Source organism: Actinosynnema sp. NPDC002837, from assembly GCF_040295345.1.
In the GTDB taxonomy this organism is placed as follows: domain Bacteria; phylum Actinomycetota; class Actinomycetes; order Mycobacteriales; family Pseudonocardiaceae; genus Actinosynnema.
Genome location: NZ_JBEOVG010000021.1, coordinates 80,132 through 92,104, shown reverse-complemented (window position 1 = coordinate 92,104; position 11,973 = coordinate 80,132). Strand labels below are relative to the sequence as shown.

The following is an 11,973-nucleotide window of genomic DNA, read 5'->3' as shown; positions in this document are numbered from 1 at the left end:
TCCATTCGTCGACCAGTCTCCGATCGAAATACTTCCAGCGCGCCTGGAACCAACCCGGAAAGCGAATCATGGTGGTCCGGATCTCCAATGAGACTCGGATGCCCCCAGAGTGCCTTGACCATGTCTGCGGGGTCTCCGAGGCCAAACTCCCATTGAGCCGAGACTCGTCGGTCGATGATTGTAAACAACTCGATCGGTTGCCATCGGGGCAGATCCGTGTCGTCGACGACCAAGATGACCAGGCCGGACTCCCACAACGCCATGGCGTGCACATCGTACTCCACACCGACCGTGAGGTGAAACTCCGTCGCCGGGGAGTAACCTGCATCGAACCGTGACCGCGCAAGGTCCGATCCTTTATCGAAGGTGCAAACGACTCGCATCCGTCAACCCTTGAACTTGAAGTCACCGATTTGACCGGTCAGGCGATTCATCACGTAGTGAATCTCATTCCCGTTCACCTTCGGCGTCACCTTCACCTACCCGTCCAACCCGGCCGGCGGGGATCGTCCACACCCCTCCACCGAGGCGCGACCTGCCCAGTCACAGGTCAGTCCAGGTGGCCGACTTCGACACCCCCCGGCTCGCACGCCTCCGTTTGGTCGAGTGCAGACCGACACCACGCGGCTACCTCGGCAGACAGGCTTGCCAAGGCGCAGCGGTGCCGTTCAGGAACTGCGCACGACCCAATCGCGAGCAGAACCGAGTAGGGATTCGAGCCGGTCTCCACATCGGCAAGGTCCGACTCGAACTCACCACTCTCCCAGAGCACCACCTGCGCCATGAAACCACCACCGTCCAGGATCCAGCTGACGGATATGGGGTCGTGCCCGTCACGGGATACTTCGACATTCGAAGTGGCCGGCAAGCTCTCAAGTTTGGGAGCTTCCAAGGAAATCCATGTCAGGGCGCTCTCCACCAGCCCGCCCCCTACGGACGTCCCCATCCTCCGAGCTTGATTTTCTTCGCCTCCGGCAATTGCGGCACCGGGTTTCCCTTCTTCGCAGCCAACCGACCATACATTGTGTCGGAATCCGCCATCTTGAAGTCGCCCGGCCGACCACCCGAAATAAGCGATGACCTCGATACGTCGAATTCGACGTCCACCGAGCCCGGCCATGCGGAAATGTATGCGTCCCTACTCGCCGGTTGTACGATGTAGGTGAACCCGCCGCCGCGTTGAACCATTCCCGTATCCACCATCGCCCGGCGCTCTCCCGGTGACCTCCAGCGGCCAACCGTCACTATGTCGTCGTCAGACGAGCGTCCCATATTGTTGACAAGCATCGGCGTCTGACCTGCGAGTACATAGTACGTGTGGACGGTGCGACGGTGAGGTCGTAGACGGTTTTCCTGGCAGGCGTGGACCTCAACGGCGGTGATGATCGGTGAGGAGCCGTCGGCGGCGGTCAGGTGTTGGCCGGGCTTCAGGTCGCCCAGGTTGACGAACGTCTGTTCCTCGACAAGCCACACCGGGTGCCAGGACGTGCCCTCCACGGTGCCCTGTGAGCCGTCCTGCGCGGTGACGGTCAGCTTGACCAGGGCGTTGCCCTCGTCGCCGTGCGCGAACGTCGCGGTGACCTCGCGCTCGGTGGTTTCGCCCGTTTCCCGGTCCGTGGCCTTCACCCGGTCGCCGATCCGCACCTCGGAGATCGGCTTGGTGGAGCCGTCCGCCATCAGCACCGACGTCTCGCCGACGAAGCTGTGGCACGCCTTCACCGCCGACTGCAGGGCCCCGCCGGCGATCTTGACGCCCTTGAGGATCTTGCCCACGGGCAGGATGCCGGCGAGCCCGATGGCGCAACCGCCGGCGCTGGCGCCGGACCCCACGCACCCGGTCGGGTCGAAGATCAGTTTGCCCAGTTCCGCGAACGCCTCACCGGCGTTCGGCCCGCCCTGCGGGACGAACCCGAGGTCTGGTCGTGCTTACCGCACCGGTACTTGGTCGCCGTGACCGCGACGACCTCCTCCCACCCGATCAGGGGGTCGCCGCCCTTGTCGAAGCAAGCAGCAGGGGCGCTGAAGCAGGTGAAGTGTCTGTGCGGAACCCCGTGCTCGGCAAGCATTCGCACTTCGCACGGCTAAGACGAGCGTCACACCGGGCACGGCCGCGAAACCCGCGTGCGGCCGGGCAGAACGTCGTCAGACGACGCGCTGACGCCGTGCCGGAGTACAGACGATCGGAGGTTTTCCCGGTGCGCCGAACCTCCTAACGTCGGAGGTGATCGGAAAACCCTGCTCCCGGCCGCGTGCCAGCGGTCCGGGATTTCCGGGAGGAGTGCTACTCCGATGAAGATCCTGCGCATGACGGGTCTGGCGGTGCTGATCACGTCCATGGTCGCGTTGTCCATGACGGCGGCTTCCGCGCACGACCCCGACACCCCTGAAGGACAGGCGGCGGTCCGCGCCTTCCTCACCGACCACCTGCCTGCCGACCGGCACGCCGTCGTCGGCACCGCGGCCGGCGTGCCGTGCGCGAACGGCAAGGCCGACATCTACCCCTGCAAGAACGTGGACCTGCTCAGCGTGCTGCCGCTCGCCTCCATCGGTGGCGGCAACGGCAACGACATCTGGGGCTGGACCGACCCGTCCTCCGGCAAGGAGTACGCGATCGTCGGCCGCACCAACGGCACCGCGTTCGTCGACGTGAGCACGCCCACCTCGCCCCGGTACCTGGGCAACCTGCCGTCCAACGGCGGCAGCAGCAGTTGGCGCGACATGAAGGTGTACCGCGACCACGCGTTCATCGTGGCCGACGCCATCAGCGGCCACGGGATGCAGGTCTTCGACCTGACCAGGCTCCGGACCGTCACCACGCCGCAGACGTTCACCGCGGACGCGCTGTACAGGGGCTTCGGCCCGGCGCACAACATCGCCATCAACGAGGAGACCGGCTACGCCTACGCGATCGGTTCCAACACGTGCCGCGGCGGGCCGCACATCGTCGACATCCGGACGCCGAAGTCGCCGACCCAGGCCGGGTGCGTGTCGCAGGACGGCTACACCCACGACACCCAGTGCGTCGTCTACCGCGGCCCGGACCAGGCCCACCGCGGCCGGGAGATCTGCTTCAACTCCAACGAGGACACGCTGACCATCGTCGACGTGACCACCAAGTCCTCGCCGGTGCAGCTCGCCCGCACCGCCTACTCCGGCGCGCAGTACTCGCACCAGGGCTGGCTGACCGAGGACCAGCGGTACTTCCTGCTGGACGACGAGCTGGACGAGTCCCGCAGCACCGACAAGCGCACCAAGACCTACATCTGGGACCTGGCGAAGCTCTCCTCGCCCGTGCACACGGGCACCTACAGCTCGCCGGCCACCGCGATCGACCACAACCAGTACGTCAAGGGCCGGTACTCCTACCAGGCCAACTACCAGGCGGGTCTGCGCATCCTGGACGTCAGCCAGGTCGCCTCGGCCCGGCTGACCGAGGTCGGCTACTTCGACATCTACCCGGCCGGTGACGCGGCGCGGTTCAACGGGGCGTGGAGCAACTACCCCTACTTCGCCAGCGGCATCGTCCTGGTCAACGGCATCGAGCAGGGCTTGGTCGTGGTCAAGCCCAACCTCGGCGTCGTCAGGTGACGGCGGAGGACGGCGTCGGCCCGCTCGACGCCCGGCGCCTCCAGCTCTGACGTGCCCTTCCCCGTGCGCGGCCACCCGTCCGCGCACGGGGCCGCCGTCCTGCCGGACGTGAGGAGTGATGATGCGCAACCTGCGCCTCACCGACTGGGTGTTCGTCGTCCTGGCCGTCGCGATCGTGCTGGCCGGCGCGCTGGCGCTGTTCCGGACCCCGGCAAGCCCCGCGCACTCGACGCACCAACGGGCGGCCGACCTGGTGCCCGCCGCGCACAGCGACGGCCTGTCGGAAGCCGAGAGCGGCTACCGGTTCGAGCGGGTCACCGTGCCGTCGACGCGCGGCCCGGCCGTGCCGGTCGCGTTCCGGATCCTCGGCCCGGACGGGCTGCCGCGCACGCGCTTCCTGGACAACCAGACCAAGCAGCTGCACTTCTTCGTGATCCGCGACGACATGCACGTCTTCCAGCACGTGCACCCGACCCTGGTCGGCGACACGTGGCACGTCGACGTCCGGCTGGACGACGGCGGCGCGTACCGCATGTTCGCCGAGTTCGTCCCGCTCGACACCCAAGACCCCCGGCACCCGGTGGTGCTCGGCGTCCCGTTCAGCGTGCCGGGTGACACCACCCTGGTCCCGGTGCCCGCGCCCGCCGCGGAAGCGGTGACCGCGACCGGGTTCACCGTGACGCTGGTGGACGAGCCGACCCGACCCGCCCCGATGCGGCCGCAGGAGCTGCGCTTCGCCATCCGCGCACCCGACGGCTCGCTCGTCCGCGCGCTCGAACCCCACCTGGGCTCCTACGGGCACATGACCGGCTTCCACACGATGCTGCTGTCGGCCACCCACCTGCACCCGGTCCAGCCCCTGGGCGTGCCGCTGGTCGACGGCGAGCTGACGTTCCAGGCCACGTTCGCCGACCGCGGCGAGTACCGGCTGTTCCTGGAGTTCGCCCACGGCGGGACCGTGCACACCGCCGCGATCACGGTGGCCGTGGCCTGATCCGGGCCCCGGATCCCGCCGGCGGGACAGCGCGGGCCTTCACGCCAGGTGCCGCGCACACCGCCGAGAGCCGACTGTCCGATGTGGACGTGATTATCCACACCGGACAGTCGACTTCCGGCGGAGGTGCCTTGCCTACGCGCGCTGGGGCCCGTTCAGCGGTTCCGCCTTCGGGGCCGCCACCTGCCCCTGGGCGACGTGCCCGCGGGTGGAAGCGGAAGCGGTCGACGGCGGCGGGTCGTGGTAGAAGGTGCCCACGACGTCGACCAGGACGTGGCTCGAGCCCTGGTTGTTGTAGACGTGGAACCCGCACTCGGGGCCGATCATCGTCTGCACGGCGTTGGGCACGATCGCACCGGCGGACGGGTTGAGGTTGGACGTGTTGGGACGGCCGACGCCGCTGTAGCCCGCCGGCCACACCGTCAGGAACGTGGGGGCGGTCGGCTGGACGGCGGTGACGTTGGTGGCCAACGCCCAGACGTCCGGACCCGTGAGCGGCTCCGGCGCGACGACGGTCGCGGTGGTGGCCGGGCCGAGCGCGGACGGCCGGCCCTGACCCGCGCGGGTGTCGGCGATCCGGTTGGGCACGACGGGCTCGAAGCGCAGCCCGCCCTCCAGCGAGCTGTCGTCGTAGAAGCTGACGATGTCCACGATGACGTGGCTGTCCTGGCTGGTGTACACCCCGATCGACGGCGCACCCGTGCCACTGCCGCAGTCGGAGCACGGGATGGCGGTCACGACCGCGAAGTTCGTCACGGTGCTGTCGGACCCGTAGTTCAGCGAGGAGGCGGTCGGGCGGGTGAGACCCGTCGGGTACAGGGAGACGTAGCCCGGGCCGGAGGGCTCGGTGACGGTCACGTTCAGCACGACGGTCGACGCCTCGACCGGCACCCCGCCCTGGCCGGTCAGCTGCAGGCGCACCGTCTGGCCCGAGTCGACCGTGGCGCGCGGCGCGCCCTGGCCGGAGCGGGTGTCCAGCACGCGGTAGGGCGTGAGCGGGTAGAACGTGCCCCGGTCGCCGCGCGCGTCGAAGCCCTCCAACGACAGCAGGCGCCTGACCTTGCCCGCGACGGAGTCCTCCAGGAGGGTCAGCGACGCCGTCTGCGCGCCGACCGCGGTGGCCGTCGGCGTGACGGTCAACGCGCACGTCCGACCGTGGGAGAGGGTGTTCCCCGAGCAGGTGTTCGCCGTGATCCGGAAGGCGGTGGGGTTCGGGCCCGTCAGCGACGCCGCGCCGAAGGTCGTGGGGACGGTGCCGTTCACCTCGACCGGCACCTGCATCGACGTGCCCTGCTCACCCCACGGCTGCCGCCCGAACTGCAAGCGGTAGTCCGGGCTGTCCGTGGCCCGGTAGCCGACGCCGGACTGGAACCGGATCTCGCCCCTGGCGGTGCGGGTCGTGCCGTCGCAGTGCATCAGGTAGTCGGCCGCGAACGCGGTGAACCGGCCCGTGGCCTCGTCGTAGGCGGCCTCGTGCACGTTGACCGTGCCGGAGGTCGCCGCCGCTCCCTCGCACCCCTGCCCGTCGCCGCCGACGTTGAACACCGTGATCGAGTCGGACGTGTAGAAGCCGGTCTTCGCCGGGTACGACCGGCCGGCCTCGAACCGCGTCCCGTTCGGCGGCGACAGGTCGAAGCTGTGGTGGTGGCCGGTGGTGGACGCCATCATCGTCAACGCGTAGCCGTTGGCGTTCTGCTGGAAGGCCCGGATCGTGCTGCGGGACGCCTCGTAGGAGAAGCTCCCGTCGATGTAGCCGAAGCCCTCGAAGTGCGTCGTGAAGGCCGTGTACGGCGCGGCGGGCGGCTCCGCGGCCGCGGCGGCGGGCGCACCGGCCACCAGTGTCGTCGCGACGAGCAGCGCGGCGGCGCAGGCTCCAGCGCCACGGAAAGTCCGCAAACCATCCCCCAGGTCAAAGTGGAGCGACAGCAGGAATCCCCGTGTCCCGCGCAGGACAAGCAGCCGAGCCGGCGCTGGGCAACGAACTTCGGCATTGCGGGGCACCGCCGCCGGGCACGGGCGCGGAATGGACACGGGACGTCCACGAAATGCGCGCATTCGCATCGGCGCCGGCTGGGTCATCGTTACCGGGGCCGTCCAGTAAGGTCGCGATCCGTGAACCCGCCGACGCAAGGGGACGGGACGGGCACGCGCCTCTCCCGACGAACGGTGCTCCTGGCCGGCGGCCTCGTGGTCATGACGGCGGGCGGGTTCCTGGCGCTGGCGAACGTCCGCGAGCCGGGCGACCGACCGCTGGGCGTCGGGCCCGACCTGGACGACCTGCCGGTGGCGGAGGTGCCCGCGCCGACGGACCGGCCGGTGGAGGTCGTGTACTGCGCGGGGTGGGACGCCGGCGCGCGTGCCCCGGTGTCGCCGATGTCCGAGTCGGTCGCACGCGCCCAGGACGCCTCGGGCGGCCAGTACGCCGTGGTCCTGCTCGTCGACGGGACGGCGCGGGCGGTGGTGGAGGTGTGCTGGGCGGAGCACCACGCCGAGCTGTGGCACGTCGACGCCGACGGCCGCAGGTACCGGGGCGTCGCGTACCGGCGCTGGCCGGACGGGCGGTTGCGGCTGTTCGAGGTCCGCAGCTGGAACTACGCCGGGTCGCACGCGCCGGAGTTCGACGGCGACCAGCCGACGTTCCGGGCCCGGGTCCGCCGTGACGCGACCGCGGCGATCAAAACCATCGGGATCACCGCCGTGCAGTCGGACGGCAGCACGCTGCAGACCTCGCGCGACTGGTCGGACGGGTCGAACTGGCCGGAGTCGGCGCCGCCGCCGGAGGACGTCGCCGTGCCCGCGGTCGACGGCTGGCCGGGCCTCGCCGGGATGACCGGCCCCGCGACCGCCCGCCCCGGGCCCGCGGTCGTGCCCACCCACTTCCCGTGGCGCCCACCGCGACCGCTGCGACCGCGCCACATCGCCGAGACCGTCACCGAGGGCGCGCGGTTCCGCACGGACGACGGCCGTGCCCTGACCGTCCGGCGGCTCCCGGTCGGCACGATCAGGTTGCCCAGCGGCAGGGTGGTCGTCGCGGACCCCGCCTGGCTCGACGACGGCTCCACCCCGCTGGCCACGACGGCGCCGCCCGGCGAGTACCCGGTGGACGTGTTCCAGGTGGTGGAGGACGGCACGGGCACGACCACGACCGCCGCGTGCCGGGTGACGATCACGGACGCGCCCGTCACCTCGTGGCACCTGGCCCTGCTCGAAGGTGACCACGAACTGGCGCTGGGCGACGGCGAGTTCTTCGGCAACCCGGTCGACACGGCCACCCTCGCGCTGGTCGACCACACCGGCGTGGCGGCGTACCAGGAGGCCGAGATCGAGACGGCCATGAGCGGCGACGGCCCGTACCGCACCCTGTCCGCCGAGGGCACCGACCTGATCATCGTGAAGGGCTGGAGCGACGGCGCGAACCCGGTGTGGCTCGGCCGCGCCGAAGACGGCTCGCTCGGCTGTTACGTCCTCGACTTCCTCGCGCCCGACCTGGCCACCGCCCAACCTGCTTGAGACCCGCGCCACGGCGGTTGCCGCACTTCGTGCCGGGTCGGTCGCCACGAGTAGTTGAGGAATCAATCAGCTCGCCGAGGCGTTCCACGGGGCGTGAAGAAAATCGGATTCCTGTCCTTCGGGCACTGGTCCGACGGGCCGCACTCGCGCACCAGGTCGGCGTCGGACGCGCTCCTGCAGGCCGTCGACCTCGCCGTGGCCGCGGAGGAGCTCGGCGTGGACGGCGCCTACTTCCGGGTGCACCACTTCGCCCGGCAGCTCGCCTCGCCGTTCCCGCTGCTGGCCGCGATCGGCGCCAGGACCGAGCGCATCGAGATCGGCACCGGCGTGATCGACATGCGCTACGAGAACCCGATGTACATGGCCGAGGACGCCGGGTCGGCGGACCTCCTCGCCGGCGGCAGGCTCCAGCTCGGCATCTCCCGGGGATCGCCGGAGCAGGTGATCGACGGGTGGCGCTACTTCGGCTACCGCCCCGCCGAGGGCGACACGGAGGCCGACATGGCCCGCAAGCACGCCGAGGTGCTGCTGACCGTGCTGGAGGGCGACGGCTTCGCCCAGCCCAACCCGCGCCCGATGTTCCCCAACCCGCCGGGCCTGCTGCGCGTCGAACCGCACTCGCCGGGCCTGCGCGAGCGGATCTGGTGGGGCGCGGGCTCCAACGGCACCGCGGTCTGGGCGGCGGAGCAGGGCATGAACCTGATGAGCTCGACCCTGAAGAACGACGAGGGCGGCGCGCCGTTCCACGTCCAGCAGGCCGAGCAGATCCGGGCGTTCCGCAAGGCCTGGTCGGAGGCCGGGTGGTCGCGCGAGCCGCGCGTCTCGGTCTCGCGCAGCATCTTCGCGATCACCACCGACCTCGACCGCGCCTACTTCGGCGACGACGGCGGCAGCACCGACAAGATCGGCTACCTCGACGCCGACACCCGGGCGGTCTTCGGTCGCACGTACGCCGCCGAACCCGACGCCCTCGTCGAGCAGCTGGTCGGGGACGAGGCCATCGCCGAGGCGGACACGCTGCTGCTGACCGTGCCCAACCAGCTCGGCGTCGACTACAACACCCACCTGCTCGACGACGTCCTCACCCACGTCGCCCCGGCGCTGGGCTGGCGCTGACCCCGGCGGTCAGCCCGCGCGGTAGCGGGCCAGGACGTCCTCGCGGAGCAGCGCGCCGAACCCGGCCGCCTGCAGGCGCAGGCCCAACTGCGGCTCGGTGACGCGCAGCGCGTTCGCGGCGGTCGGGAGGTGCCAGTCGTGGGCCGCCAGGGTGGTCAGCAGGTGGCCGCGGCGGATCTGGGCCTCCGAGAGGCGGAAGGTCTTCAGGTACGCCGTCCGACCGTCGCGAGCGGTGATCAGCTCGCCGATGTGGTTCTCCTCCTTGAGGCGGAAGGTCGGCAGGAAGCGGGACAGCGTGTAGTCGCCCATCCGGTACACGCGGTTCGTCGCGTAGCTCTCGCCCAGCAGCCCGGCGGCCATCGCCAGGTCGTGGAAGCGGGCCCACTCGGCCTGCTCCCGGGCCGCCGCCGCGCGCAGGTCGGCCAACGACGCCACGTCGTCCGGCAGCCGCACGTCGAACCGGGGCGCGGGCGTGGCCAGGGTCGCGTAGTAGTGGATCAGCTCGCCGTACATGTCCTGCACGAGGGTGGCGTGCAGCGCCCGGTAGTCGTCCGGGTGCGGGACGACGAACGCCGCCGCCAGCGCGTCGGCCACGTACACCAGCACGCCGCACTGGCCCGGGTGGATCTCGAAGTGCTTCAGCGCGTCCGCCAGGCCCTCGACCTCGGCGCCCGAGTAGGCCTCCTCCACGCGCGGCGAGAGGCCGCGGCGGATCGCGCGCTGCGACCACTCCTCCCACACCACCTCCGGGCCGCCGAAGTGCAGCGCCAGGTACCCCTCGACGGCCACGTGCAGGGGCAGGAACCGCAAGCGGTTGCGCTCGACCCGGCGTGCCATCCGGCGGTGGATGCGCAGCCGCATCCCGTGCGGCGGCGGCCCCGTGGCGGCGGCGCCCCGCTTCAGCTGCGTGCCGTACGTCGCGACCGGGGTGTCGTCGTCGGTCCACGTCGCCACGAAACCGTGCGGGATGTAGGACGCGTAGTGCGTGCGCGGGCCCACTTCGACGATCGCCGGGTCGTCCCCGTAGACGCGGTCGTGCAGCCGCAGGCCGGTGATCGGCTCGTCCCGCGTCAACGGCACGAGCCGGACGCCGCCCCACACCTGAGCCGCACGCGTGGTCAGCCCCGTCAGGTCGAGCTGCACGTCACCCCTCCTGCAGGAACTTGGCCACCCGGGCGTCGAAGTGCGCCCGCAGGTCGGCGAACCCGGTCCGGCCCTCGGTGAACCGGGCGAACTCGACCAGGGCGGGCACGTCCTCCGCGTCGCGCAGGCCGACGGTCGGCACCGACCGGGAGAGCCGCTTCACGTCGAAGTCGCCCGCGTCGTACACGGGGTTGAGGTGCACCGCGACCACCCGGCGCTCCGGGTCGAGCTTCGCCCGCCACAACCGCAACACCTCCGACGCGAGCCCGTACGGCGCGTTGTCCCAGCCGTCGGACACGATCAGCAGCCGGTCCGGCGCGTGCTCCAGCGCGTCGAGCACCCGCTCGCCCAGCGGCGTCATGCCGTGCGGGCGGGCCAGCAGGGCGTCGGCGCGCCCCGACGTCCACAACGGGACGTACTCCGCCGCCAACTCCGCCAGCAGGTAGTGGCACGCCAGCGCGACCGCCAACGGCCGGCGGCGCTTCTGCGTGGAGCCGGACGCGGAGAAGCTGTCGTCCAGCACGGCCGCGACCCGACCCCACCCGCCCGCGGCCGGCCCGGCGGCCCGGACCGCCGCCGCGCGCAGCGCCCCGGTCAGCTCGCCCCGCCGTTCGACCCGCACGGGCACCGGCAGGGACAGGACGTAGGAGGCCAGGCGGGTCAGCGGCATCGACGCGAGGTCGACCGCCACGGCGGCCTTGTCCCGCCGTGCGGACTCCTGCAACCGGAACCGTTCGAGCCTGGTCATCCGGGGCTCGATGCGCTTGAGGAACGTCGCCCGGTCGATCCCGTGCTTCGCGGCGAAGCCCTCGGCCACCGTGTACGGCAGCTCGTACACCGACGCCTGCTCGTAGTGCGCGCGCCGCCACGTCTCCAGCAGCGGGGTGCGGTACCGGGGGTGGTGGCCGGACGTGAACAGGAACGGGCCCAGTTCGCCGTCCGGCGCGACGTGCGCGTGCCGCAGCGCGCCCTTCAGGGCGGTGCGGTACTTGACCGCGTCGAACGTCGGGTCCGGGCGGGCCGCGACCCACTCGCGGATGATCGCGCGGGTGCGCCGGTTGTTCACCCGTGCCCGGCGCAACGCGCGGAACAGGTCGTACACGCGCTGGGGCGGCAGGGTGCGCAGCCGTCGGGCGATCAGCCCGCCCTCGACCCGCCGCTGGCCGGCGGTGGCGTCGCCGGTGGTCTCCAGCAGCTTGCGGACGATCAGCGCGGCGTTGTGGTCGTTGATGTCCAGCGCGAGGGCCGCCGCGTACAGGTCGCGGTAGTTGCCGATCACGTAGTCGTGCAGGAAGTCCAGCGACAGCCGCTGGTCGTCGGCGCCGCCGTGGAACTCGCGTTGGGACGTGGACGTCGTCGCCGCGTTGATGAACATCATCATGTCGTCGGCGGTGAGGGCGTCCATGCGTCTGCTCCGGGAGTGGTGTCGGGGCCGGCCGGGGAATGGGGGCACGAGCAGCGAATCATCGCTTCAGAGGCGGGTTCCGGAAGTCGCACCGAAGTCCCGCGGCCGGCCGGCGAACTGTAGCAACCGGGTGGCCGCCTCCGCCGGGAATATCACCGGCCGCCCCGGCGAACGGTTCGGCCCACCGGCCGTCACGCTGCGGCGTCGGCGCGCAGCC

General features: G+C 71.0%; 9 protein-coding genes. 4 read left to right on the top strand and 5 right to left on the bottom strand.

Annotation, left to right across the window (positions count from 1 at the left end):
* Window positions 1-550 precede the first annotated feature (550 nt).
* Both ABTZ99_RS17660 and ABTZ99_RS17655 read right to left on the bottom strand, forming a co-directional pair.
* Complete coding sequence (locus ABTZ99_RS17660; RefSeq protein WP_499612293.1) at window positions 551-919, bottom strand: immunity protein TriTu family protein; 369 nt, start codon at window positions 917-919, stop codon at window positions 551-553.
* 11 nt (window positions 920-930) lie between these two features.
* Window positions 931-1,773, bottom strand: coding sequence for a Hint domain-containing protein (locus ABTZ99_RS17655; protein WP_499612291.1), 843 nt, complete (start codon window positions 1,771-1,773; stop codon window positions 931-933).
* A 516-nt stretch (window positions 1,774-2,289) separates the two neighbouring features.
* On the opposite strand from ABTZ99_RS17655, the gene ABTZ99_RS17650 reads away from it, so the two are divergent.
* Both ABTZ99_RS17650 and ABTZ99_RS17645 read left to right on the top strand, forming a co-directional pair.
* Window positions 2,290-3,588: a choice-of-anchor B family protein gene (locus ABTZ99_RS17650; RefSeq protein WP_498782894.1), complete on the top strand. Its 1,299-nt coding sequence runs from the start codon at window positions 2,290-2,292 to the stop codon at window positions 3,586-3,588.
* A gap of 121 nt (window positions 3,589-3,709) precedes the next feature.
* On the top strand, window positions 3,710-4,582 hold the full coding sequence (locus ABTZ99_RS17645) for a DUF8832 domain-containing protein (RefSeq protein WP_499612289.1): 873 nt from the start codon (window positions 3,710-3,712) through the stop codon (window positions 4,580-4,582).
* A gap of 135 nt (window positions 4,583-4,717) precedes the next feature.
* Here the strand turns inward: ABTZ99_RS17645 and ABTZ99_RS17640 are convergent, their stop codons facing one another.
* Entirely contained in the window at window positions 4,718-6,478 is a 1,761-nt protein-coding gene (locus tag ABTZ99_RS17640) for a hypothetical protein (RefSeq protein ID WP_499612287.1), read from the bottom strand.
* A gap of 216 nt (window positions 6,479-6,694) precedes the next feature.
* Here ABTZ99_RS17640 and ABTZ99_RS17635 point away from each other — a divergent pair, with 216 nt between their 5' ends.
* Window positions 6,695-8,092: a DUF4241 domain-containing protein gene (locus tag ABTZ99_RS17635; RefSeq protein ID WP_499612285.1), complete on the top strand. Its 1,398-nt coding sequence runs from the start codon at window positions 6,695-6,697 to the stop codon at window positions 8,090-8,092.
* A 93-nt stretch (window positions 8,093-8,185) separates the two neighbouring features.
* Window positions 8,186-9,208: an LLM class flavin-dependent oxidoreductase gene (locus ABTZ99_RS17630; protein WP_498782882.1), complete on the top strand. Its 1,023-nt coding sequence runs from the start codon at window positions 8,186-8,188 to the stop codon at window positions 9,206-9,208.
* 9 nt (window positions 9,209-9,217) lie between these two features.
* Here the strand turns inward: ABTZ99_RS17630 and ABTZ99_RS17625 are convergent, their stop codons facing one another.
* Window positions 9,218-10,351 carry an ARPP-2 domain-containing protein gene (locus ABTZ99_RS17625; RefSeq protein ID WP_499612283.1) on the bottom strand — a complete coding sequence of 378 codons (1,134 nt, stop codon included), beginning with the start codon at window positions 10,349-10,351 and terminating at the stop codon, window positions 9,218-9,220.
* Between the two features lies 1 nt (window position 10,352).
* Window positions 10,353-11,756 (bottom strand): hypothetical protein, encoded by a 1,404-nt coding sequence (locus ABTZ99_RS17620; protein ID WP_499612281.1) that lies wholly within the window; start codon window positions 11,754-11,756, stop codon window positions 10,353-10,355.
* Window positions 11,757-11,973: the final 217 nt, after the last annotated feature.

Bases quoted from the DNA above. Each gene is read 5' to 3' on its own strand.
- ABTZ99_RS17650 (WP_498782894.1), top strand. From the start codon at position 2,290: ATGAAGATCCTGCGCATGACGGGTCTGGCGGTGCTGATCACGTCCATG.
- ABTZ99_RS17620 (WP_499612281.1), bottom strand. From the start codon at position 11,756: ATGGACGCCCTCACCGCCGACGACATGATGATGTTCATCAACGCGGCG.
- ABTZ99_RS17645 (WP_499612289.1), top strand. From the start codon at position 3,710: ATGCGCAACCTGCGCCTCACCGACTGGGTGTTCGTCGTCCTGGCCGTC.